The following is a 22,893-nucleotide window of genomic DNA, read 5'->3' as shown; positions in this document are numbered from 1 at the left end:
GTCCGGCAAGAACGATTTGCCGCACCCCTAAAGTATCAGTCGCCACGATGCGTCAGCCCCGGGGAGAAGCATCGGATGGGAACCTAATGGCGGGTCCGATGCTTCAAGAGGCCGCCGCCTCGGCCCGGCTGATCAGCTCGCCGGCCACGTCGCCGATCTTGGGCGTCTCCTCGCGGATGAAGGGCAGCGGGCGGCAGACGGACAGCGCAGCAAGGCCGAACCGGGCGGTCATCAGTCCGTTCAGAACGCCTTCCCCGAGCTTGGCCGAGATCCTCGCTGCAAGCCCCAATCCCAGAACCTGCTGCATGAGGCTGTCGCCCACGGCCATGCCTCCCGTCACCGCGAGGTGGTTGAAGGCGGCCTTGGCGAGCCGCAGGAAGCCGAACAGGCCTGGCCGCCCCCCATAGATGCGCGCGAGCGTCCGCAGCAGCCGCACGGCCGCGAAGATGACGAAGGCCACGTCCACGATGGCCCGGGGGCTCACCGCCGTCACGAGGGAGACCTGCTTCGCCGCGCCGGCGATCGCCCGTTTTGCCTGGGCGTCGAGAGGGGCAAGGAGCTCCCGCTCCGCAAAGGCGAGACGATCGTCCGCATCGATGATCTCATCGGTCAGGCCGCGCAGGCGGGCGCTCCCCTGAGCCGCCGAGGCTCGACCTCCGTAGAGGCCCAGAAGATCCGACACGATCCCCTTCGCGGCCTTGTGGTCCTTGACCGCAAGGGCGTCGATGGCGGCCTCCCGCAGGCTTTCGATCTTCTGTTCGCGCCAGATCCCCGCCACCTCCCGGCCGATGATGGCCAGGAAGGCCAGAACGGCCAGGACGGCGAGAGCCAGCGCCACCCAGCCGAGCCAGGGCGCGATGGCGTAGAGATCGACGATCAGGTTCTCCACTGCGAGCCCGAGCCCCAGCAGCAGGAGGCCCGACAGAGCGGAGAGCAGGATGCCGAGCCATGGCGCTCGGCGCTTCTCGCCCATGGGCACGACGATACCGTCGGCGGCCTCGATGGCGTCGAAGGGCTCCTCCGTCACCTGCACGGCACCGGCCGTGACGTTCGGATCGTCGAGACGATAGGCGCGGGGTTGGCGGCTCATGCGAAACGATCCCCCAGCAGGAATTCAAGGGCCCGGTCGAGACGGATATGGGGCATCCTGGCCATGCGGCCCGCCGCATCGACCGGCAGCTTCGGCGGGCGGAAGCGCGGAAAGCGGAACGAGCCCGGCGGGATGGCTCCCTGAAAAACGGCCTCCGGGGTCTCCGGCAACTCGCCGGGAAAGATGGCGGCTTCGGCTTCGCCGTCGAAAATCTCGTCCCCGACCCGTTCACCCGCCTCGGGAACGCCCGTGACGGCGCGCAAGGTCTCGCGGCCCTCGCGGATGGTCGTCTCGCGCGTGGCGCGCACGGAGGCGAGCGCCACGGTTCCGACCCGCGCACCGGCGGCCTCGGTCCGGCGCGACGCGCGGTTCACGAGAAGGCGCAGGATCGCGTCCAGCCGGTCGTGATCCGTATGGTGGATATGATCGGCCTTGGTCGCGGCGAAGAGGACCCGGTCGGCCCGCGGAGAGAACAGGCGGGACAGGAGCGTGTTGCGCCCGATCCGGAAGGCCATGAGCACCCGGTCGAGCGCCTCTTCCAGTTCGGCGAGGGCCACTGGCCCGGCATCGATGGCCGCCAGTACGTCGACGAGCACGATCTGGCGGTCGATGCGCTGGAAATGATCGCGGAAGAAGGGCTTGACCACATGGGTCTTGTAGGCCTCGAAGCGGCGTTCCATGAGAGCCGCGAAGCTGCCCGGAGCAATCGGCTGCCCATGGGGCAGATCGACCGGCGCGAAGGTCAGCGCGGGCGAGCCTGCCAGGTCGCCCGGCATGAGGAACCGGCCCGGCGGCGTGGTGGCGACGGCTTCGGAATCGGCGCGCAGAACCGTGAGGTAATCCTTGAAGGCCTCGCTCGCCCGTGAAGCGAGCATCTCGTCGGAAGAGCCTGCGGGATCGAGGGTTTTCAGGGTTTCGTGCCAGCGGCCCGCCGCCGCGATCCGGTCGCGCTTGCGGCTCGCCTCGATGGTCTGCCGGGACCACTCGGCATAGCCGGCATCGAGAAGCGCGAGATCGAGCAGCCATTCGCCGGGATAATCCACGATGTCGAGGGCGAGCGAGGCCGGGCCCGTGCGCCAGCCGGACTTGCGCTCGTATTCGACATCCACCCGCAACTCGCTGATCCGGTTCGTGGATTGCGGCCAGCGGCGGCTCTCGGTGAGGGCCGCCATGTGCTCCTCGTAGGGAAAGCGCGGCACCACGTCGTCAGGCTGGTGAGCCAGATTCGCCCGTCGGATGCGCCCTTCGGCAGAAGCCCGGAAGGCCGGCAGGTTCGTGCCGCGCGTGAGATGATGCACGAGGGCCGTGGTGAACACGGTTTTGCCGGAGCGGGCGAGACCTGTCACGCCGAGGCGGAGAGAGGGCTGGATCAGCTGCCCGGAGACCTCCCAGAGAGATTGCGCGGCGGACCCGGCGCGGGAGGCGAAATCGGTGATGACAGACACGGGGCTCCGTCGGGTTCCAGGTGATGCCAAGCTTGTTCGTGAACGGGAACATGGTGCTCCGGTTCCCGATTCACAAGCCCGGTCCGAGGCGTTGCCGCCTCGGACGTGGACCGTGCCTGTAAAGGAACGATCAGATCACCAGGAAGTCGTGATAGTCGAGAAAGGCGCCCTTCTTCACGGTCGCGAACTTGACCGCCTTGGTCTTCCCCGTGCCATCGGCATCATAAAAGAGGGATCCGGTTTTCTTGTCGTAGATGATCCGGTCGTCCTTGTCGTGCGCCTTCTTGCCGGCATAGAACATGGAGGCTTTGAGGGCGCCCGCCTTCTTGCCGAGCTTGGTGAAGACGGCATTCTCCAGCGCAATCGTATCGTCCGCCGCCTTGAAATCGAGGATGCTGTCCACGTTCAGGACGGCATCAGGCAAGGTATCGAACACGAAACGGTCCTTGCCTGCTCCACCTGTCAGGACATCCGTGCCGAGGCCGCCAGCAATCGTGTCGCCGCCGAGGCCGCCGTTCAGGGCGTCGTTGCCGCCCTGGCCGTTGAGCTGGTTGGCGCCGTCGTTGCCGGTGACCGCATTAGCGATGTCGTTGCCCGTGGGATTGATCGCCGCCTTGCCGGCTTGCGCGAGCAGGATTTCGACCTCTGCCAGCGATCCGAGCGTGAAGCTCGCGGAGGCCGTCACCGTGTCCGTGCCCTCGCCCGCGAGTTCCGTCACCATGTCGAGCCCGTCGACGAGATAGCTGTCATTGCCGACGCCGCCGCGCAGGTCGTCCTTGCCGGCACCGCCATCGAGCACGTCGTCGCCCTTCCAATCGGTGATCGTGTCGTCGCCTGCCCCGCCGATGAGCTTGTCGTTGCCCTCGCCGCCATCGAGCTGGTCGCGCCCGGCGCCGCCGTCGAGCGTGTTGGCGCCGGTATTGCCATACATGGTGTTGTCGAGGTCATTACCGGTCCCGACGAAGTTTCCGGAACCCTCGAAGGCGAGGTATTCAATGTTGGCGGCGAGCGTGTAGCTGACCGAGGCGAGCACCCGGTCGAAGCCCGCGCCGGAATCGACGACCACGTCGCCCGCGTTGTCGACCCAGTAGAGATCGCTGCCCGCACCGCCTTCCATCCGGTCGGCGCCCGCACCGCCCATGAGCGAGTCGTCCCCTTCGAGGCCGATGAGTGTGTTGTTGCCGGTATTGCCACGGATGAAATTCGCCACGGCATTGCCGGTGCCGGAGATGTTCGCAGAGCCCGTGAGGGTGAGATCTTCGAAATTGACGAAAAGTTTGTAGGCGTCGAAATCCACCTGCACGGTGTCGCGGCCTTCGCCTTCGGCCTCGATGCCATTCAAGGTATGGTCATCGGCATCGATGACATAGGTATCATCGCCTAAGCCGCCGACGAGGCTGTCCGCTCCCGCACCGCCCTTGAGCACGTCGGCACCCTTGCCGCCTTCGAGGGTGTCGTTACCTGCGAGACCATCGAGCGTGTTGTTGCCGTCGTTGCCGAAGAGTTTTTCAGCAAGGTCACTGCCTGTGCCGTCGATATTGGCTGTGCCGATCAGATAGAGTTCCTCAACATAACGTGCGCCCTGCGTCGTAAGGTTGAAGCCTGTCAAGGTGTAAGCCTTGTCGTTCCCCCCTCCATCAAGCTCGGAAATACGGTCGAGGGTATCGACGTAGTAGACATCGTCCCCATCGCCTCCCTGCATGGTGTCAGTTCCAGCGCCGCCGACGAGAGTGTCATTATTGGCCCCGCCGTCGAGAATATCGTTTCCATCTCCGCCATTGAGTGTATCGTTCCCTGCATAACCAAACAGGAAGTCTTGGCCGGCGCTTCCGGTAAGGCTATTCGCGACTGTGGTGCCGATCACAGTACCGGCAACCGTCAGGACAGCATTTTCAATGTTTGGGTTGAGGTAAAGCGTACCTGCTTCGTAGCCGACAATCACCGTGTCATTGCCGGAATCCGGCTGTTCGCTGACGTTATCTCCGGCTGAATCGACATAGTAGGTATCATTGCCAGCACCTCCCGCAAGGACATCGTTCCCCGCGCCGCCGTCGAGCGTGTCGTCATTGTTCCCGCCGTCGAGGGTGTCGGCTCCGTCTCCACCTTCGAGGCTATCGTCGCCATCAAGGCCCCACAGCCAGTTCTTCCCTGCATTTCCGACAATTCTATTGTCGAGTGCATTACCGCTCCCGGTGAGATTGGCAGTGCCCGTCAGGATCAGGTCCTCAATGTTTGCACGGCCCGTGGCATTGAAATCGAACGAAACAGAGGCATAGACGATATCGTGTCCAGAATCCTCGCCAGAGACTTCGATCAGCAGCTCTTGATTACTATCGACATAATAGGTGTCATTCCCGAGTCCGCCGACAAGCGTATCCTCGCCTAAGCCGCCGTCGAGCACATCGTCTCCGCGCCCGCCGGACAGGCTATTCACCCCATCGTTGCCGAGTAGGTAATTGTCGAGATCGTTGCCGATCGCGTCGATATCGATAGTGCCGGTCAGAACGACATTCTCGATGAAGGCGAGAGCCGATTGCCCCGTGAGCGTCAAATCGACAGAAGACTGACTTTCGATCGTGTCCGTTCCGCTATCAGCGGTCTCCTCCTCGATGACATCGTTGCCGGCGGACAGGATATAGGTGTCGTCACCCATGCCGCCTCGCAGGGTATCGGCTCCCTGTCCGCCGTCGAGGATGTTGTTGCCGGTATTGCCTGTGATCGTGTTGTTCTGATCGTTCCCGACCACATTGGCATTGCCATCGCTTACCGCGAGGACGTAGTCCGTCTCGGTCTCTAGAGTATATGTCTTCGTCGCCGGATCATACGTCGCCATCATTGCCCCCAAATTTATAGTTAAACTTTGTAACGTATCAGTTGGCGAGTAGCAATTTTGTGTCATAGAATAACGTTGACAATCCCGGGCGGCGAAGCTTTGGAGTCGTCCGTCAGGGCGGCGCCGCCCTATTGCTCCCGCGTCTGGCCCGTCCGCGCGCTAGCCTCGATGCGTTTGATGGCACGCTGAACGGCCTCCTCGACCAGATCGGGGCTCGCGCGCAAGGTCCCCAGCTCGAAGGCCGACATGGCGAGCATCACGTGGGTCAGGTTCGGTTGGGGCGCTCCGTCCTGGGCGAAGAGTTTGAGGTCGTCATTGGGACCAAGACCTAAACCTTCGACCATGCGGCTCGCGTAGTTGCGGTGGCGCTGGTCCTCGGACGGGCAGGCGGACGCCACCTGAACCTTCGGGATAGGCTTGGGAGCCGCCGAGGCGGTGATCGCCAGTTCCCTGGCGGGTTTGCGGCGGACAACGGCGGCCGGTGGCGGGGACGGCTTCGGCTTCTCGCCCATGCCCTCGGCGATGCTCGGCACCCGGTATTGCGGGGTCTTCGGAGCTATCGGGATCACCACGGAAACGCGGCCCGGTTTCCCGCCCGGACCGGCTTTGGCCGTGTAGCGCACGGCCCCGCCCTGCTTGCGGCGAGAGGCAAGATATTGCGCCCGCACGGTCCCGCCGATGCCCCTCACTGCCAGCAACGCGATGTCCCCGAGGCTGGTGGCGACGTTGCACTCGGCCGGGGCCCAGCGGCGGACGATGTCGAGAGCGGATTTGCGGTTGAACTCGAGATAATAGCGCCGCAGCAGGATGGCGGCGGCATCGGCCCCGTGATCGGCCGAAGCGAAACCCACATGGCCCTCATTGTCGGTCGCGAGCTCGCCGTTCCAGCGGGCACTCTTGATGCACCAGTAATTGTTGAGCTTCACGCAGCGGGTCACGAAAGGCCGCTCGGCCTTGAACAAGGCCACCATGGCGACGACGGGCTTCGGCTCCAAGGCGCCCATGGCCTCACGACGCCAGTTGGTCACCTCGCGGGTGGCCGGCTCGTAGCGCGCCTGGAGAGCCTGGGTGTCCTGGCCGGATTGCGACGCGGCCTCGCTCGCCTCGCGGACATCACCCGGCAGCAGGCTGCCCAGAGCAAGGGCGAGCATCAGAATCGTCTGTGGCGTCATGATGATCGGCCCCCGCTCCGGCCGAAGACGATGGAAAGGCTTTCAGGAAGAACGATGATGGAGCCGCGAGGTTCAGTCTCAAGGCCCGGCGGTGTTTTTCCCGGACGGATGGCACGCAGGCTGACGGAACTCCTCCGCGAATCCGGCGATCAATCCCGACTATGGAACGAACGTGATCTCAGGGCATATCTGACTTGCAGCAGAAGTCCGGACAGAATTCTCTATTCTCCTCTAGATGGGTGTTCCCGGAACGCGATGGACACAATGGATCAACCACCGAACGAGAGCGTGCGGGACAACCCGGCACCCACCCTGAGCCATGCCGAAATCCGCACGATCATTCTCGGCGTCATGCTGTCGATGTTCCTGGCGGCTCTCGACCAGACCATCATCGCGACGGCCCTCCCGACCATCGGGCGCGAGCTCGGCGACCTGGAGCACCTGCCCTGGATCGTGACGGTGTATCTGCTGACCTCCACGGCCGTGACCCCGCTCTACGGCAAGTTCAGCGATTCCTATGGCCGGCGCGTCACCATGCTGATCGGCATCGTGATCTTCATCATCGGCTCCATCGCGTGCGCGCTCGCGCCCAACATGATCGTCCTCATCCTGGCGCGCGGCCTGCAGGGCATCGGCGGCGGCGGATTGATCGCGCTGGCTCAGACCATCATCGCCGACATCGTCGCGCCGCGCGAACGGGGACGCTATCAGGTCTATTTCGCCAGCGTGTTCATGACGTCGAGCCTGCTCGGGCCGGTCCTGGGCGGCTTCTTCGCCCAGCATCTGCACTGGTCGGTGATTTTCTGGATCAATCTGCCGCTCGGTCTCCTGGCGCTGACCATCGCGTTCCATTCCCTGAAGAAGCTTCCCCGCTTCGAGCGCCCGCATCGACTCGACGTGCTCGGCGCGCTTCTCCTCGTGGCCGCGACCGTCGCGCTGCTCCTGGCCCTGAGCTGGGGCGGGCTGCGCTACCCCTGGGCCTCCCTGCCGATCCTCGGGCTCTTCGCCGCCTCCGCGGCGCTCTGGGTGTTGTTCGCGGTTCGCATGCGCCTGGCGCCGGAACCGTTGATCCCGCCCGGAGTGCTTCACAACTCCGTGGTGCGCATGGCCGTGCTCGCCGCCTGTTTCGGCATGGGCACCTATATCGGCCTCACCATCTACCTGCCTGTCTATTTCGAAGCCGTGCGCGGCCTCTCCGCGAGCCTGTCCGGTCTTGCTCTCATCCCGCTCATGGCCGGAACCGTGGTCGGCGCGACGATGTCGGGCCGCAGCATGGCGAAGGTGAAGCACTACAAGCGGCTTCCGACGGTTGGCCTCATCGTGGCCATGGCGACGACGGGCGTGCTTGCAATCTATGGCCAGTCCCTGTCCATCGTGACCGTGGAGATCATCCTGGCCGTGATCAGCGTCGGCCTGGGCACCGTCCTGCCCGTCACCATGGTGACGACCCAGAACGCGGTCGCGCCCCATCAGATGGGGACCGCGACGGGCACGGCCAATTTCTTCCGCTCGCTCGGCGGCGCCTTCATCGTGGCGATCTTCGGCGCCATCGTGCTCGGCGCCTCGGGCCTGGGCGGAGCCACGAGCTTCGAGTCCCTGGGCGCGGTTGCGGCCCAGAGCGGCGTCGACCTGGGCGATGTGTTCAGCTACGTGTTCATGGCCGCCGTCGTCGGGTTCGGGCTCTCGCTCGCGTTTCTGCTCGCCCTCGAGGAGCGCCCCCTGCGCGGCAGCGCGGTCAAGGCCGCCGAGGCGGCGGTCGCCGACTGAGCGTCTTCTCTCATCGCCGATTCTGGCGAAGAAGCGTCCAGAGGAGCGAACCGGCGAGAATCAGCAGAAGGATCGTGCCCACAGTCGTAAAGACCGCATCGGCCCGCGACGCTCCGGCCGGCGGGAGCATGGGCGCATTGGGGTCCTGCTCGATGGCTGAGCGCCCAGCCGCAACCTTGAGGATCCTCGGCGCTCCTCCCTCGCCCGATATGGCCGGGAGGACATGGAAGGCAGGCCGGACGGAAGGCTCGACGGGCATCGATCCTCTCCTTCATCGACGGTCGGCGGGTCTCCTGAAAGTTAATGGCCCTGACGCGCCCCGGTTTCGCTGAACCTGCGGCGTCATGGCTGGGGAAAGTCCATTTCGCCTGTGGAGGACTGCACGTTCCCCGGCACTTCCTTAAGCCTTGCCGTGTTAGGACCGTGCCCGATCGTTTCGGAGTATCGCAAGAGGGAGGCTGATGAAGGTCGGCATCGACATGGGATTGGCGTCCTCCGCCCCGGGGGGACAATCGGCGTTGCTCGACCTGGAAGAGCTTCTGGCGACGCGTCTGCTCGTCCAGGGCAATTCCGGTTCCGGCAAGTCGCATCTCCTGCGCCGCCTTCTCGAGCAGAGCGCCAACCTCGTCCAGCAGGCCATCATCGACCCTGAAGGCGATTTCGTCACCCTGGCCGACAAGTTCGGTCATGTGGTCGTGGATGCGTCCCGCAGCGAAGGCGACCTTCAGCGCATCGCCGCCCGCGTGCGCCAGCACCGGGTCTCCGTGGTCCTGAGCCTGGAAGGCCTCGACGCCGAAGCGCAGATGCGCTGCGCGGCCGCCTTCCTGGGCGGCCTCTTCGATGCGGAGCGCGATTACTGGTATCCCATGCTCGTGGTGGTGGACGAGGCGCAGCTCTTCGCCCCCGCCGCCGCAGGCGATGTCTCGGACGAGGCGCGAAAAGTGTCCCTCGGCGCCATGACCAACCTCATGTGCCGTGGCCGAAAGCGCGGATTGGCCGGCATCATCGCCACCCAGCGCCTCGCGAAGCTCGCCAAGAACGTGGCGGCGGAGGCCTCCAACTTCCTCATGGGCCGCACCTTCCTCGACATCGACATGGCCCGCGCGGCCGATCTCCTGGGCATGGAGCGCCGCCAGGCCGAGATGTTCCGGGACCTCGAACGCGGCCATTTCGTCGCTCTTGGCCCCGCCCTGTCGCGCCGCCCGCTGCCGATCCGCATCGGCGCGGTCGAGACCTCGACCCGCAGCGGCACCTTCAAGCTCATGCCCCTGCCGGAGCAGCCGAAGGAAGAGGCCCGCGACCTCATCTTCAAGGCCGGCGAGGACGAGATTGCCGCCCGCCCGGTCATGCCCCGCCGCGCGCCCCCACCACCGCCGGCGCCTTCCACGAACGATCTCCTGGCCCAGCTCGCCCGCACGAGACCCGCCGCCGCGCCGGAGCCTCAGGCGGAGGAAACCGACCAGTCCAAGGCCGAGCGCGACGCCGCCCTCGATGTGATCCTGCGCGAGATCCTGGACGATCCGGAAGCCGCCTTCCGCTCGGTGGCCGTTCTGTATCAGGACTTCCTCGTCCGCTGCCGTATCCGCCGCGTCTCCGGCGAGCCGCTCAATCTCAACGCCTTCCGCCGCCGTCTGGCTGTCGCCCGCGCGGGCGTCGACACCGCGACCGCCGAAGGCTCCGAATGGGACAGAGCGGTCGCCTTCGCGGCCGATCTGGCGGAGGACATCCAGGGCGTGTTCCTGCTCATCGCCCGCGCGGCCATGGAAGGCACACCCTGCCCGCCCGACGGCGAGATCGCCCGCGCCTGCGGCAGCCGCTCGCCCGGCCGTGCCCGGCGCCTCATCGCCTATATGGAAAGCCGCAACATCGTCGTGACCCGTAACGACCCGCGCGGCCTGCGCATCATCGCGCTCCCCGATCTCGGCTGGGAAACCGGCCCTGGCGACCCGAACGCCTTCGAGGAGCCGCAGGCACCGGAGACGCGGGACCTGTTTGCGATGGGGTAAGGGCCCGATCGCGCTTTTTTTTCGAAGTGACAGACGCCTTGTGATGTCACTCATCAATTAATTTGTCAGTCATTCGTCACCCCGCGGACAAAGATCATTGCATCATTGCGCCCCGTTGGTCCCGTTGATTCGGGCCAAAGCCGCCGAGATGCACCGATGTTCCGCTTCTTCGAGACCCGGATCGACTTCACCAGGCCTCCTCCGGAGGAATCGCCGCCGGACAATCTCTGGGGGTTCTACTGGCACTTCATCGCCCAGGCGAAGGGGCTCTTCGTGGCCCTGTTCGCGCTGGGCTTCGTGCTCGCCGTGGTCGAGGCGCTCGTGCCCTGGCTCATCGGCCGTCTGGTCAATGCGATCTCGCATACCTCGCCCGAAGGCATCTTCCATGAGGCCGGGCCGCTGCTGATCGCCATGGGGACGATCATCCTCGTGGTGCGGCCGGTCGGGACGATCCTGTTCCGGCTTTTGGTCAACCATTCCCTGGCGGTCTCCTTCACCACCATGGTCCACTGGCAGAACTATTGGCATGTGGTGCGCCAGCCCCTGGGCTTCTTTCAGGAGGATTTTGCGGGCCGCATCGCCAACCGGGTGCTGCAGACGGGGCGCCCCTTGCGTGAGACGATCCTGTCGGTGGCCCGCGCCGTCTGGCAGATCCTGATCTTCGGCGCAGCCTCCATCGGGCTTCTCGGCACGCAGGACTGGCGGCTCGCCCTGCCGATGACAGGATGGTTCATCCTTTACGCAACCCTGCTCGCTGTCGCCCTGCCGCGCATCCAGAAGCGCTCCCGCACATCGAGCGAGGCGCGCTCGGCCGTGACCGGCAAGGTGGTGGACAGCTTCACCAACATCATGACGGTCAAGCTGTTCGGACGCCGCAAGGACGAGGACGAATACATCAGCGAGGGCTACCGCTGGCTCAACGATGCCTTCATGAGCCAGCAGCGCATCAATACGCTCTATGTGGCCGGCCTCACCTTTTTGAACGCCATCTTCCTGGTCTCGACGGGCGCCATGGCCGTGTGGCTCTTCAGCGCGAACCGTATCGATGCGGGCACCATGACCACCGCCCTGCTGCTCTCGACCCAGATCGTATCCATGTCCGGTTGGGTGGCCTTCGAGGTCATGGGCATCTTCGAGAATGTCGGCACGGTGCAGGAAGGCATGAAGACGATCTCGCGGCCTCTGACCATGCAGGACAAGCCGACCGCCAGACCATTGACGGTGACCCGCGGCGAAATCCGCTTCGATCGCATCGGCTTCTCGTACGGCGACGGCGACAAGGTCCTTGACCGGTTGAACCTCACCATCCGCCCCGGCGAGAAGATCGGCCTCGTCGGGCGCTCCGGTGTCGGCAAGACGACGCTCGTGAACCTGCTCCTGCGCTTCTTCGAACCCCAGGACGGTCGGATCATGATCGACGGACAGGACATCGCCGATGTGCGGGAGGAAAGCCTGCGCTCGCAGATCTCGGTGGTGACGCAGGATACGTCGCTGCTGCACCGTTCCATCCGGGAGAACATTCTCTACGGGCGGCCTTCTGCGGGTGAGGAAGCCATGCGCAAGGCGGCGCGTCAGGCCCATGCGATCGAGTTCATCGAGCGTCTCGTCGACGGGCGCGGGCGGCGCGGCTTCGACGCCCATGTGGGCGAGCGCGGCGTGAAACTCTCCGGCGGCCAGCGCCAGCGCATCGCCATCGCCCGCGTGATCCTGAAGGACGCGCCGATCCTGATCCTGGACGAGGCGACCTCGGCCCTGGATTCGGAGGTGGAGGCCGCGATCCAGGAATCGCTCTCCACCCTTATGGAGGGCAAGACGGTGATCGCCATCGCCCACCGCCTGTCGACGTTGCAGCTCATGGACCGTCTGATCGTGATGGACGATGCCCGGATCGTCGAGGAGGGCACTCACGAGGAGCTTCTGGAGAACGGCGGCCTCTATGCCGGCCTCTGGTCGCGTCAGTCCGGCGGGTTTCTCCCGGCGCGCAGGGGCGTGGCGGACGAGGCGGTTTAGAGGATCGTTCGCATCGCATCGGCCGATGAAGTTTCGCTCCCGGCATGAGACGACCTCCACCGTCATGGCCGGGCTTGTCCCGGCCATCCCGATCCGGTGAGGCGCGGCGCTTTTAGCAATCGGGATCACCGGCACAAGGCCGGTGATGACGTGAAAGGTGGTCAGATAAGCAGGATGATCGCGAGAGAAGAGCGATGCCATTCCGCCTCGCCTGCCCCGCTAAAGATGAACGTCCCCTCCCTTCCCTATCGGCACGAACCTGATAGGGTTCGCGCCGGTCCCATTTTTGAGATAAGATAACATTATGCATAACGACCGATTGAGCCTTGAGGCCATCGCCCTCCATGTGGATGCCAAGGCACAAGATTATTGCGATTTGAGCGACCGCATCTGGGCCACGCCGGAGCTGGCCTTCGAGGAGCATCGCGCCGTCCGGGAGCAGATCGCCGTGCTGGAGCGCGAGGGATTTCGCATCACGAAGAACGTCGGCGGCATGGCGACAGCCTTTATCGCGGAGTTCGGCAAGGGCGGCCCCGTTGTCGGCATCCTCGGCGAGTTCGATGCCCTGCCCGATCTGGCGCAGGAATCCGGCCTCACCGAGCACCGTCCGACCGTGACGGGGACGCCGGGGCACGGCTGCGGCCACAATCTGCTGGGAGCGGGTTCCGCGCTGGCGGCCGTCGCCCTCAAGGACGCGCTCGAGGCCGAGGGGATTGCCGGAACCGTGCGCTATTACGGCTGCCCGGCGGAGGAGAGCGGCTCGGGCAAGACCTTCATGGCCCGCGCCGGCCTGTTCCACGATCTCGATGCCGCCTTCTGCTGGCATCCGAGCGTGGTGAACGAGGTCCAGACCAGCTCGTCTCTCGCCTGCATCCAAGCCTACTTCCGCTTCAGGGGCCGGGCGGCCCATGCGGCGGCGGCGCCGCATGTGGGCCGCTCCGCGCTCGACGCGGTCGAACTGATGAATGTGGGCGTGAACTACATGCGCGAGCACATGCCTTCGGATGCGCGCGTGCATTACGCCACCACCAACACGGGCGGCAATGCGCCGAACGTGGTTCAGGCCTTCGCGGAATCGCTCTATCTGGTGCGCTCGCCCCATCTGCCCGATACGGAGCGCCTGTTCGAGCGGGTGAAGAAGATTGCCGAAGGCGCGGCCCTGATGACGGAGACCACCGTCACGGTGCAGATCACGGATGCCACCTCCAACGTGCTGCCCAACAAGGCGCTGCAGGAAGCCATGTACGAGAACATGCGCCGCCTCGGCCCGCCCGATTTCGACGCGGATGATTTCGCCTTCGCTCAGAAGCTGCAGAAGGCCGCCCTGACGGACGAGGAGATTCTGGCGAGCGTCAAGCCGCACGATCTCTCCCTCAAGACCAAGGTTCTGCACGACGGCGTGCTCGCCATGCCCGTCCGCGAGGCGGTAATGATGGGCACCACGGACGTGGGCGACGTGAGCTGGATCGTGCCGACAGTGCAATGTCACACGGCCTGCTTTGCGATCGGCACCCCGTTCCACACGTGGCAGCTCGTGACTCAGGGCAACCTGCCCGCCGCGCACAAGGGCATGGTGCTGGCCGCCAAGGCCATGGCGGCGACCGCCGCCGATTGCCTGCGCAATCCCGATCTCATCGCCCGCGCCAAGGTGGAGCTGAAGGAGCGCAATGGGGGCCGCGACTACCTCTGCCCGATCCCGGACGACGTGACGCCCGACGATCTGCGTGCCAAGGCAGCCTGATTTACCTAATCTATAAGAGCCCTCCTCTCCGTCCGATCACGTCGGCATGGAGGGCTCTCCCGCAATGAACCGTCGGAACTCATGTCCGCAAGCTTTTCGATCCGGCCTCTTCGGCCCGCAGACGCCCCGGCCTATCGGGACCTGAGGCTGGAGGCCCTGCAGAGCAGCCCGGAAGCCTTCGGCTCCAGCTACGAGGAAGAGGCGCCGCTGCCTCTGGAGACAATTCAAGCCCGCATTCCCGTATCCGGCCCGAACGCGATCTTCGGCGCCTTCGCCGCAGACACACTCGTCGGCATGGCGGGCTTTGCCGTCTACGAGCGGGTGAAGGCCCGGCACAAGGGCGTGATGTGGGGCGTCTTCGTGACGCCGGAATGGCGCAGACAGCGCGTCGGGAAAGCCCTGGTCCGGCAGGTGATCGACCACGCCTCCCGGCATGTGATCATGCTCGAAGCGGCTGTCGGCCTCACGAACGAGAGGGCACGGCGGACCTATCACGACCTCGGCTTCAAGCCCTACGGCATCGAACACAAGGCGATCCGCATCGGCGAGGTTTTCCACGACGAGGAGCTTTTGTACCTGGACCTTCAGAAGCCTGAAGGAGCCTAATCGTCCTCGCCGCTCCCGAGGGATTTCGGCGTGACGAAGCGTTCGAGCCTGCCGGATTTGTGACCGACATCGGCCCAATCCTCCAAGGCGAAATCGATGACGGCCAGACCGGCCGTCGGGTATTTCTGCCCAAGCCTTAGGATCCCGTCCATGTCGCCTTCCCCGATGAGGAGCTTTGCCAGTTCCTCGAAGCCGGGATTGTGGCCGATCAGCAGAAGGGTGCGGGCTTCGGGCTCCACCTCGCGCAGGACGTCCAGGAGCCGCCCGACCGGCGCCTCGTAGATCCGCCCGTCCCGGCGCATCTCGATCTCGCCGAGGAACGGCTGGACCCGCTCCCAGGTCTCCTGCGTCCGCCGCGCCGGCGAGACGACGACGAGATCCGGCTCGAGCCGTTCGCTCTTCAGGTAGCCTCCCATGACGAGGGAGGCTTCCTGCCCCCGCTTGGCGAGGGGCCGGTCGAGGTCCAGCGTGCCCGAAGGCCAGGCGGCTTTGGCATGGCGGAGAAGCAGGAGACGAAGCATCAGCGGCCTTCCCGTCTGGCGATGAAAGCAAGCTTCTCGAACAGGCTCACATCCTGCTCGTTCTTCAGCAGCGCCCCATGGAGCGGTGGAATCAGCTTGCGGGTGTCGCGCTCCCGCAGCTGCTCGGGACCGATATCCTCCGAGAGCAGGAGCTTGAGCCAGTCGAGCAGCTCCGAGGTCGAGGGCTTCTTACGCAGCCCGGGAACCTCCCTCACATCGAAGAAGATCTTCAGCGCCTCCTCGACCAGCCGGTGCTTGATGCCGGGGTAATGCACCTCGACGATCCGGGCCATGGTCTCGGCATCCGGGAACTTGATGTAGTGGAAAAAGCAGCGGCGCAGGAAGGCGTCCGGCAGTTCCTTCTCGTTGTTCGACGTGATGATGACGATGGGACGTTGGGCCGCCTTCACCGTCTCGCCCGTCTCGTAGACGAAGAACTCCATGCGGTCGAGTTCCAGCAGCAGGTCGTTCGGGAACTCGATGTCGGCCTTGTCGATCTCGTCGATCAGCAGCACGGGCCGCACCTCGGAGGCGAAAGCCTCCCACAGCTTGCCGCGCTTGATGTAGTGGCGGATGTCCGACACGCGCGGATCGCCGAGCTGGCTGTCGCGCAGGCGCGAAACGGCGTCGTACTCGTAAAGTCCCTGCTGGGCCTTGGTGGTCGACTTGATGTGCCAGGTCAGGAGCGGGGCGTTCAGGCTCTTGGCGATCTCTTCCGCCAGAACGGATTTGCCCGTGCCGGGCTCGCCCTTCACCAGAAGCGGCCGCTCCAGGGTGATGGCGGCATTGACGGCCACCGTGAGATCCTCGGTCGCCACATACGATTCCGTTCCGGCAAAACGCGCCATTCTTCCACCGTTCCTTCCAACGACCCCGAACCTATGGCCTGATCCTACCTTTCGGCAATCGTCCTCATAAGGTAAGTCCATGACAAACAAACCGGGAGGATAATGACCTATGGCTTACAATCGCTATCACAAGGACCGAATCGGAAATCACAAGCTGCACCCCGAAACCCTGATGCTGGGCTACGGATACGATCCGACCCTGTCGGAAGGGGCGGTCAAGCCGCCGGTGTTCCTGACGTCCACCTTCGTGTTCAACAGCGCCGAGCACGGCAAGGAATTCTTCGATTACGTGGCCGGCCGCCGCGAGCCGCCGCAGGGCGAGGCCGCGGGCCTCGTCTATTCCCGGTTCAATCATCCCAATTCCGAAATCGTCGAGGACCGGCTCGCGGTCTTCGAGGAGGCGGAGGCCGGCCTCCTGTTCTCCTCCGGCATGTCGGCCATCGCGACGACCATTCTGGCCTTCGCCCGGCCGGGCGACGTGGTCCTCCACTCGCAGCCCCTGTACGGCGGCACCGAGACCCTGATCGCCAAGACGCTCGCCAACATGAACATCGGGGCGGTCGGCTTCGGTGACGGCGTGGACGAGGCCGGCATCAGGGCGGCTGCCAAGGAGGCTCAAGGAAAGGGCCGCGTCTCGGTCATCATGATCGAAACGCCCTCCAATCCGCTCAACACCTTGGTGGACATCGCCCTGATCAAGAGGATCGCGGACGAGATCGGCCAAGCCCAGGGCCACCGCCCGGTGATCGTCTGCGACAACACCCTGCTTGGTCCCCTCTTTCAGAAACCCCTCAAGGACGGGGCCGACATCTCGGTCTACTCGCTGACCAAATATGTTGGCGGCCACTCGGACCTGATCGCCGGCGCGGCGCTCGGATCGAAGGAGCTGATGAAGACCGTGCGCCTGCTGCGCTCGGCCATCGGCACCCAGCTCGACCCCCATTCCTGCTGGATGCTCGGCCGCTCCCTCGAAACGCTGGCTCTGCGCATGAACGCGGCGAACAGCAATGCGGAGATCGTCGCCAAGTTCCTGCATGAGCACCCGAGCGTGGTGAAGGTGCACCACCTCGCCTACCTGCCGGAAGGCTCGCGGGCGAAGGCGGTTTACGAGGCGCAGTCCGACGCGCCCGGCTCCACCTTCTCCTTCGACGTCAAGGGCGGCGAGGCCGAGGCCTTCCGGGTGCTCAACGCCCTCCAGGTCTTCAAGCTGGCCGTGAGCCTGGGCGGTACGGAATCGCTGATCTCGCACCCGGCCTCCACGACCCATTCCGGCGTGCCGAAGGCAACCCGCGACCGTCTCGGCGTTTCCGACGCCACCATCCGCGTCTCCATCGGCATCGAGCATCCGGACGATCTGGTGGCGGATCTGGCGCAGGCGCTGTCGACGTTGGGTTAGAACGTCGGGCCTCACGTGTCATTCTCGGCCTCACGGCGGTCGAGAATGAAACACACCACGTCATGGCCGGGCCTGTCCCGGCCATCCCGATTCAATAAGGCGCCGTGCCTTTTCAATCGAGATCACCGGCACGAGGCCGGTGATGACGTGGGAAGATGGCACATCGGAGGGAGCCTCGACCTTTCCCATGCGCTCATGTAGCGCCCGCCATTCCGCTTCAGGCAGCATTAACTGCTTGCGCATTCCCGGCCGGTAGAACGAAGATGGTTTCAACCGGAAGGAAGCAATGGCCGCTGCGATAGACCTGCAGTCCTATCAGGAACCCATTCTTTTTCTGGCAACGGCCGGCATCGTCGTCCCCCTGTTCCACCGGCTGCGAATCAGCCCGGTGCTGGGGTTTCTGGCGGCAGGCGCGTTGCTGGGTCCCTACGGGCTTGGGCGGCTCATCCCGACTTACCCCTGGGTCGATTGGCTGACCTTCACGAACCCTGAGGGCACCTCGCGGCTGGCCGAGTTCGGCGTCGTCTTCCTCCTGTTCACCATCGGGATCGAGCTGTCCTGGCAGCGCCTTCGCACCCTGCGGCGTCTCGTCTTCGGGTTTGGCTCCCTCCAGGTCCTGTCAGGAGCCTTCATCCTGGGCTTGGCTTTCTATGCCCTCAGGACCGTCGACACGATCACGGGAGCAACCGTGGTCGGTCTCGCACTGGCTCTGTCGTCCACCGCCATCGTGATCCCGGTCCTGGCCGAGCAGAAGCGTCTCAACACGGCGGCCGGACGAGCCAGCTTCTCGGCCCTGCTGTTCCAGGATCTCCTTGTGGCGCCGATCCTGTTCACCATCGCCGTGCTCGACACGAGCAAACCCGATGTGACCCTGTCGTCCTTTGCCATCCTGCTGCTGCAGGCGGGCATTGCGCTGGTTCTGATCATCGGCCTCGGTCGCCTCATCCTGCGGCCCTTCTTTCAATTCGTCTCGACGACGAAAAGCCCCGAGCTGTTCATGGCGGCCTGCCTGCTCGTCGTGCTGGTGACGAGCCTGATCGCCGCCGTCAGCGGCCTCTCGATGGCACTCGGCGCCTTCATCGCCGGCATCCTGCTGTCCGAGACGGAATACCGGCGCGCCGTCGATGTCACCATCCAGCCCTTCAAAGGGCTGCTCCTGGGCGTGTTCTTCGTCTCGGTCGGCATGAGCCTCGACCTGTTCCGCTTCCTCGAAGCGCCGCTTCTGATCCTCTCGCTGGCAGCGACGGTCATCGTCATCAAGGGCCTCACCATCGTGGTGATCGGACGCCCCTACGGCCTCAACACCGCCGAGGCGGCCGAGACGGGGCTGCTCCTCGGGCCCGGCGGCGAGTTCGGACTCGTGATCCTGGGCACCGCGATGACTGCCGGTCTCGTTCCCGCCGGGATCGGCCAGAACCTTCTCCTCGTGACGACCCTCACCATGGTGGCGATCCCGCTCATGGCCCGCTTCGGGCAGCGCCTCGGCCGCAAGCTCGAGGTTCGTCGGCCGCTTGATCCCCTCGTGGCCGTTGCGCCGCCGACGGACGAGGTCGGACGCGTCATCATCGCCGGCTATGGGCGGGTCGGCCAGCTCGTCGCCGAGATGCTCGACCGGCACGAGGTGCCCTATCTCGCCATCGACCTCGACCCTGCCCGCGTCGCATCGGAGCGAAAGGCCGGCAAGCCGGTCTATTACGGCGACGGAACCTATCCCGAGTTCCTGCGCGCCTGCGGAATCGACCGGGCGCTCGCCCTCGTCATCACCCTGGACACCCTGAGTTCCATCGAGGGGGTTGTGTCCGCAGCCCGGCAGGAATGCACGGACATCACCATCGTGGCCAGAGCCCGGGATGCGCGCCATGCGATGCAACTCTATGAACTCGGCGTGGACGATGCCGTGCCGGAAACGATCGAGGCGTCCCTCCAACTCACCGAAGCCGTCTTGAGCGATATCGGTGTCCCCATGGGTCTCGTGATCGCGTCGATCCACGAGCGGCGGGACGAGTTCCGGGAAATCCTCGGCAGGAAGAACCCGAAGCGAGATCCGGACCGGGTCGTTTTCCAAGCGCGTCGGCGCGTCGGCAAGCGGGCTCCCTCGGCGGTGGCCGGGCAAAGGTCCGGGGTCGATACCTGAAGCCTTCTATTGACCTTCCCGGGGATTGCCCGACAATGACGCCTCGTGCGGAAAAGTGGACCCGGTTTTCCGCAAAGAACGATGCGCCGCTTAAGGAAACGATGCGCCGCTTAAGGAATTGAACATCGGATCAATCCCAGAAGTGGACTCCACTTTCGGGTCCGATGTTCTGGCGCGATGTTCCTGACCTTCTTCACTGAGCTGCGCGCGGCCAAGGTGCCGGTTTCCTTCCGCGAATACCTGTCCCTGCTGGAGGCGCTCGACTGCGACCTCGCCGACAAGAGCGTCGAGGAATTCTACTATCTCTCCCGCGTGTGCCTGGTGAAGGACGAGCGGCATTTCGACCGGTTCGACCAGGTCTTCGCCCATGTGTTCAAGGGCATCGAGAGCATGGGCCACGCCGTCGACGAGGCGGGGATCCCTGAGGAGTGGCTGCGCAAGCTGGCCGAGCGCTACCTCACGGACGAGGAGAAGAAGCAGATCGAGGCCATGGGCTGGGAGAAGCTCTGGGAGAACCTTAAGGAGCGTCTCAAGGAGCAGAAGGGGCGCCACCAGGGCGGCAACAAGTGGATCGGCACCGCCGGGACCTCGCCCTACGGCGCCTATGGCTACAACCCGGAAGGCGTCCGCATCGGCCAGGACAAGAACCGCAATTTCCGCGCCGTGAAGGTGTGGGACAAACGCGAGTTCAAGGATTTCGACGACAGCGTCGAACTCGGTGTGCGCAACATGCGCATCGCGCTGCGCCGCCTGCGTCGTTTCGCCCGCACCGGCTCGGCTGAAGAGCTCGACCTTGACGAAACGATCCACGAGAGCGCCCACAAGGGCTATCTCGACGTGCGCCTGCGGCCCGAACGCCGCAATGCCGTCAAGGTGCTGCTCTTCCTCGACGTCGGCGGCTCCATGGACTGGCACATCGAAATCGCCGAGGAGCTGTTCTCGGCGGCGCGGCTCGAGTTCAAGCATTTCGAGCACTTCTACTTCCACAACTGCGTCTACGAGAACCTGTGGAAGGAGAACCGCCGCCGTTTCGACGAGGTGATCCCCACCCTCGACGTGATCCGCACCTACCCGTCCGATTACCGGGTCGTCTTCGTCGGCGATGCCTCCATGAGCCCCTACGAGGTGACGCATCCCGGCGGCTCGGTGGAGCACTGGAACGAGGAGCCCGGCCAAGCCTGGCTCCGGCGTATCCTCGACCATTTCCCGAAAGCCGTGTGGCTGAACCCGGTGCCGCAGCCGCATTGGGGCTACACCCAATCGATATCGCTGATCCGGCAGGTCTTCGGCGAGCGGATGTATCCGCTCAATCTCGAAGGCATCGACCACGCGATGCGTGAGTTGGTGCGGTAAGCCGCACCGTTTGCCGAAAGATCTATGTGCAGCTAAGAAGCCGCATGACCCAGACCTACACCCACAGCCCGAAACCCTTCGGCGGACCGATTTCCTTCATCCTCAAGGGAGAGAGGCTCACGGTGGATTCCGGCCGCAAGGTGCGCGAGGTCCAGCTCGGCGCCGTCGAAACCGTGCGCATGACCTTCGAGCCCGGCCGGCTGGCGCAGAAATCCTTTCGGACGAAAGTGACCATGAAGGACGGCAAGTCCTTCACGTTCAACTCGCTCAACTGGAAGAGCTTGGTCGAGGCTCAGGAACTGACCCAGGAATACCGTGGCTTCACCCAGGCTCTGTGCGAGGCCGTCGCACGGGCCAATCCGCAGGCGCGGTTCGTGGCCGGCAAGCCCATGGGCCTTTGGCTGCCCACCTCGGCGCTGGCCGTCGCGTCGCTGCTGGCCATGGCCCTCATGATCTGGCAGGCCCTTCGGATGGGGGCGACCGGCGTGGCCCTGCTGGGCGCGCTCTTCGCCGTCGTGGGCGTGTGGCAGATCGAACCGATGATCCGGCTCAACAAGCCCCGCCCCTTCCGGGCAGGCGAGCTGCCGGCGGAGCTTTTGCCGAAGGTTTGAACGTTGCCTTTCGGTGGCGCCTGGGCCTGATCCACAGGCCACATTGCTCGCAAAACCTGCAGGGAGGCGTTCCGCCAGCCCAGCATCATTGACAATGAAATGATATTAAATAACGTTTCATTCCAGCATTCAACCGGATGCTCTGGGATTCCAGATAGGGAATGGTCATGAAGCTTAACATCTGCATCAAAATCGCACTGGCTCTCACTCTCATCGGCTCGGCAGCGGCCACCATGGCGTTTCCGAAGGCCGAAGGAACTGTGATCGCTCGTGCGGGCGATCCGTCGCAATGGGGCTAAGAGCTTCCTCAGCCTGAAGATGCTGTCCCGTCTTTCGGGCTAAGCCGGGATATTAGAGATATCCCGGCCTTTGACTGCTTGAATCGGTTGCGTAGAGTTAGGCTCGCACCACCAGCACCGAGCACTTGGCGTGGCGTACGATGGTGGCGGCGTTGGAGCCGAGGAGATAGGTCGCCATGGTCGGCCGGTGCGACCCGATCACCACGAGATCGGCGCCGGTCTTCTCGGCCTCGTCCAGGACCTCGTTGTAGACCGAGCCGAGCCGGACCACGGCGGAGACGCGCTCGGACGGAAGAGCCACCTTGGCGGCCAGCTCGGCCAGCCTCTTCTCCGACTCGCCCTGCTGCTCGTCGTCGAAGGTCGGCGGCATGAATTCCATATAGGTGACGGGCACGATGGCGCGCACATAGATCAGGCGCAGTGAACCGCCCGACGCGTCTGCAAGCTCGACGGCCTTGTCGATGGCGGGCTGCGCCGCCTCCACTTCACCGAGATCGACGGGAACCAGGATCGTCTTGAACATGGGCGCTCTCCAAAGTCAGCCTTGACGGGTGGGTGTGTGAACGACGAGGCCGTCGAGTTCTGGCCGGACGCGGATCTGGCACGAGAGACGGGAATTGGGTCGCACGTCGTACGCGAAGTCGAGCATGTCCTCTTCCATCGGTTGAGGCTGGCCCGTCGCGGCTTCCCATTCCTCCGCGACATAGACGTGACAAGTCGCGCAGGAGCAGGCCCCTCCACACTCCGCTTCGATGCCCGGAATGCCATTACGGATGGCGGTTTCCATGACGGTGGAGCCCTCCTCCGCTTCCACGGTGCGGGCTGTGCCTTCGGCATCGATGAACGTAATATTGATCATTGCGGACCTCTGCTTGTCGGCGCATACTTATGACAGACTGCACCGGAAGACGAGAGACGGGCGCGATACCTGCCGTCTTTTCGCCTTATTTTTCCCTGGTAGAGCAGGTTACTAAGCCGTTAACGACGTTCATAAATGACAGGGGACATCGGGTTTCCTTGTTTCAGATCGGCCGCTAGACTTGCTTGGTAAATGACAGATT

Annotated in this window: 19 protein-coding genes; 10 read left to right on the top strand and 9 right to left on the bottom strand. The window is 64.5% G+C overall.

Annotation, left to right across the window (positions count from 1 at the left end; translation table 11 throughout):
• Positions 1–103: 103 nt before the first annotated feature.
• The 4 genes from DDF70_RS15290 to DDF70_RS15275 form a co-directional block, all read right to left on the bottom strand.
• On the bottom strand, positions 104–1,090 hold the full coding sequence (locus DDF70_RS15290) for a YcjF family protein (RefSeq protein ID WP_114945721.1): 987 nt from the start codon (positions 1,088–1,090) through the stop codon (positions 104–106).
• On the bottom strand, positions 1,087–2,535 hold the full coding sequence (locus tag DDF70_RS15285) for a YcjX family GTP-binding protein (RefSeq protein ID WP_114945720.1): 1,449 nt from the start codon (positions 2,533–2,535) through the stop codon (positions 1,087–1,089). Before DDF70_RS15285 ends, DDF70_RS15290 begins: the two co-directional genes overlap by 4 nt.
• A gap of 130 nt (positions 2,536–2,665) precedes the next feature.
• Positions 2,666–5,368: a beta strand repeat-containing protein gene (locus DDF70_RS15280; protein ID WP_162820423.1), complete on the bottom strand. Its 2,703-nt coding sequence runs from the start codon at positions 5,366–5,368 to the stop codon at positions 2,666–2,668.
• A 128-nt stretch (positions 5,369–5,496) separates the two neighbouring features.
• Positions 5,497–6,540: a hypothetical protein gene (locus DDF70_RS15275; RefSeq protein WP_114945718.1), complete on the bottom strand. Its 1,044-nt coding sequence runs from the start codon at positions 6,538–6,540 to the stop codon at positions 5,497–5,499.
• A gap of 255 nt (positions 6,541–6,795) precedes the next feature.
• Here DDF70_RS15275 and DDF70_RS15270 point away from each other — a divergent pair, with 255 nt between their 5' ends.
• Entirely contained in the window at positions 6,796–8,307 is a 1,512-nt protein-coding gene (locus DDF70_RS15270; RefSeq protein ID WP_114945717.1) for an MDR family MFS transporter, read from the top strand.
• Between the two features lie 10 nt (positions 8,308–8,317).
• Here the strand turns inward: DDF70_RS15270 and DDF70_RS15265 are convergent, their stop codons facing one another.
• Positions 8,318–8,566, bottom strand: a complete 249-nt coding sequence (locus DDF70_RS15265; protein WP_114945716.1) for a hypothetical protein — start codon at positions 8,564–8,566, stop codon at positions 8,318–8,320.
• A gap of 202 nt (positions 8,567–8,768) precedes the next feature.
• Between DDF70_RS15265 and DDF70_RS15260 the strand changes: the two genes are divergently transcribed.
• The 4 genes from DDF70_RS15260 to DDF70_RS15245 all read left to right on the top strand — a co-directional run bounded on the left by DDF70_RS15260 (position 8,769) and on the right by DDF70_RS15245 (position 14,670).
• Entirely contained in the window at positions 8,769–10,313 is a 1,545-nt protein-coding gene (locus DDF70_RS15260; RefSeq protein WP_114945715.1) for a helicase HerA domain-containing protein, read from the top strand.
• A 156-nt stretch (positions 10,314–10,469) separates the two neighbouring features.
• Complete coding sequence (locus tag DDF70_RS15255; protein ID WP_114945714.1) at positions 10,470–12,323, top strand: ABC transporter ATP-binding protein; 1,854 nt, start codon at positions 10,470–10,472, stop codon at positions 12,321–12,323.
• Between the two features lie 304 nt (positions 12,324–12,627).
• Positions 12,628–14,064, top strand: coding sequence for a M20 family metallopeptidase (locus tag DDF70_RS15250; protein WP_114945713.1), 1,437 nt, complete (start codon positions 12,628–12,630; stop codon positions 14,062–14,064).
• Positions 14,065–14,145: 81 nt separating this feature from the next.
• Positions 14,146–14,670 carry a GNAT family N-acetyltransferase gene (locus tag DDF70_RS15245; protein ID WP_114945712.1) on the top strand — a complete coding sequence of 175 codons (525 nt, stop codon included), beginning with the start codon at positions 14,146–14,148 and terminating at the stop codon, positions 14,668–14,670.
• Here the strand turns inward: DDF70_RS15245 and DDF70_RS15240 are convergent.
• Together DDF70_RS15240 and DDF70_RS15235 are read right to left on the bottom strand one after the other, a co-directional pair.
• Positions 14,667–15,191 carry a SixA phosphatase family protein gene (locus tag DDF70_RS15240; protein WP_114945711.1) on the bottom strand — a complete coding sequence of 175 codons (525 nt, stop codon included), beginning with the start codon at positions 15,189–15,191 and terminating at the stop codon, positions 14,667–14,669. The genes DDF70_RS15245 and DDF70_RS15240 overlap by 4 nt on opposite strands.
• Positions 15,191–16,039, bottom strand: coding sequence for an AAA family ATPase (locus DDF70_RS15235; RefSeq protein ID WP_114945710.1), 849 nt, complete (start codon positions 16,037–16,039; stop codon positions 15,191–15,193). The genes DDF70_RS15240 and DDF70_RS15235 overlap by 1 nt, the downstream gene beginning before the upstream one ends.
• A gap of 109 nt (positions 16,040–16,148) precedes the next feature.
• Between DDF70_RS15235 and DDF70_RS15230 the strand changes: the two genes are divergently transcribed.
• From DDF70_RS15230 to DDF70_RS38755, 5 genes are all read left to right on the top strand, one after another.
• Positions 16,149–17,435 carry a cystathionine gamma-synthase family protein gene (locus DDF70_RS15230; protein WP_114945709.1) on the top strand — a complete coding sequence of 429 codons (1,287 nt, stop codon included), beginning with the start codon at positions 16,149–16,151 and terminating at the stop codon, positions 17,433–17,435.
• 286 nt (positions 17,436–17,721) lie between these two features.
• Positions 17,722–19,569 (top strand): cation:proton antiporter domain-containing protein, encoded by a 1,848-nt coding sequence (locus tag DDF70_RS15220; protein WP_114945707.1) that lies wholly within the window; start codon positions 17,722–17,724, stop codon positions 19,567–19,569.
• Positions 19,570–19,746: 177 nt separating this feature from the next.
• Complete coding sequence (locus DDF70_RS15215) at positions 19,747–20,922, top strand: vWA domain-containing protein (protein ID WP_114945706.1); 1,176 nt, start codon at positions 19,747–19,749, stop codon at positions 20,920–20,922.
• A 44-nt stretch (positions 20,923–20,966) separates the two neighbouring features.
• The gene (locus DDF70_RS15210) at positions 20,967–21,533 is read left to right on the top strand and encodes a hypothetical protein (protein WP_114945705.1); all 567 of its coding nucleotides are present in this window, start codon (positions 20,967–20,969) and stop codon (positions 21,531–21,533) included.
• A 167-nt stretch (positions 21,534–21,700) separates the two neighbouring features.
• Entirely contained in the window at positions 21,701–21,832 is a 132-nt protein-coding gene (locus DDF70_RS38755) for a hypothetical protein (protein ID WP_281024366.1), read from the top strand.
• A gap of 97 nt (positions 21,833–21,929) precedes the next feature.
• On the opposite strand, the gene DDF70_RS15205 is transcribed toward DDF70_RS38755, so the two are convergent.
• Together DDF70_RS15205 and DDF70_RS15200 are read right to left on the bottom strand one after the other, a co-directional pair.
• On the bottom strand, positions 21,930–22,355 hold the full coding sequence (locus DDF70_RS15205) for a universal stress protein (RefSeq protein WP_114945704.1): 426 nt from the start codon (positions 22,353–22,355) through the stop codon (positions 21,930–21,932).
• 15 nt (positions 22,356–22,370) lie between these two features.
• Positions 22,371–22,691, bottom strand: coding sequence for a 2Fe-2S iron-sulfur cluster-binding protein (locus DDF70_RS15200; protein WP_114945703.1), 321 nt, complete (start codon positions 22,689–22,691; stop codon positions 22,371–22,373).
• Between the last annotated feature and the right edge of the window lie 202 nt (positions 22,692–22,893).

Source organism: Microvirga calopogonii (genome assembly GCF_003347665.1).
Taxonomy (GTDB): Bacteria; Pseudomonadota; Alphaproteobacteria; order Rhizobiales; family Beijerinckiaceae; genus Microvirga; species Microvirga calopogonii.
The sequence above is the reverse complement of the archived record's forward strand: the minus strand, read 5'-3'. Positions and strand labels throughout refer to the sequence as shown.

Bases quoted from the DNA above. Each gene is read 5' to 3' on its own strand.
- DDF70_RS15260 (WP_114945715.1), top strand. From the start codon at position 8,769: ATGAAGGTCGGCATCGACATGGGATTGGCGTCCTCCGCCCCGGGGGGA.
- DDF70_RS15215 (WP_114945706.1), top strand. From the start codon at position 19,747: ATGTTCCTGACCTTCTTCACTGAGCTGCGCGCGGCCAAGGTGCCGGTT.
- DDF70_RS15245 (WP_114945712.1), top strand. From the start codon at position 14,146: ATGTCCGCAAGCTTTTCGATCCGGCCTCTTCGGCCCGCAGACGCCCCG.
- DDF70_RS15250 (WP_114945713.1), top strand. From the start codon at position 12,628: ATGCATAACGACCGATTGAGCCTTGAGGCCATCGCCCTCCATGTGGAT.
- DDF70_RS15220 (WP_114945707.1), top strand. From the start codon at position 17,722: ATGGCCGCTGCGATAGACCTGCAGTCCTATCAGGAACCCATTCTTTTT.
- DDF70_RS15275 (WP_114945718.1), bottom strand. From the start codon at position 6,540: ATGACGCCACAGACGATTCTGATGCTCGCCCTTGCTCTGGGCAGCCTG.
- DDF70_RS15240 (WP_114945711.1), bottom strand. From the start codon at position 15,191: ATGCTTCGTCTCCTGCTTCTCCGCCATGCCAAAGCCGCCTGGCCTTCG.
- DDF70_RS15270 (WP_114945717.1), top strand. From the start codon at position 6,796: ATGGACACAATGGATCAACCACCGAACGAGAGCGTGCGGGACAACCCG.
- DDF70_RS15230 (WP_114945709.1), top strand. From the start codon at position 16,149: ATGGCTTACAATCGCTATCACAAGGACCGAATCGGAAATCACAAGCTG.
- DDF70_RS15255 (WP_114945714.1), top strand. From the start codon at position 10,470: ATGTTCCGCTTCTTCGAGACCCGGATCGACTTCACCAGGCCTCCTCCG.
- DDF70_RS15205 (WP_114945704.1), bottom strand. From the start codon at position 22,355: ATGTTCAAGACGATCCTGGTTCCCGTCGATCTCGGTGAAGTGGAGGCG.
- DDF70_RS15265 (WP_114945716.1), bottom strand. From the start codon at position 8,566: ATGCCCGTCGAGCCTTCCGTCCGGCCTGCCTTCCATGTCCTCCCGGCC.
- DDF70_RS15200 (WP_114945703.1), bottom strand. From the start codon at position 22,691: ATGATCAATATTACGTTCATCGATGCCGAAGGCACAGCCCGCACCGTG.
- DDF70_RS15210 (WP_114945705.1), top strand. From the start codon at position 20,967: ATGACCCAGACCTACACCCACAGCCCGAAACCCTTCGGCGGACCGATT.
- DDF70_RS15280 (WP_162820423.1), bottom strand. From the start codon at position 5,368: ATGGCGACGTATGATCCGGCGACGAAGACATATACTCTAGAGACCGAG.
- DDF70_RS38755 (WP_281024366.1), top strand. From the start codon at position 21,701: ATGAAGCTTAACATCTGCATCAAAATCGCACTGGCTCTCACTCTCATC.
- DDF70_RS15235 (WP_114945710.1), bottom strand. From the start codon at position 16,039: ATGGCGCGTTTTGCCGGAACGGAATCGTATGTGGCGACCGAGGATCTC.
- DDF70_RS15290 (WP_114945721.1), bottom strand. From the start codon at position 1,090: ATGAGCCGCCAACCCCGCGCCTATCGTCTCGACGATCCGAACGTCACG.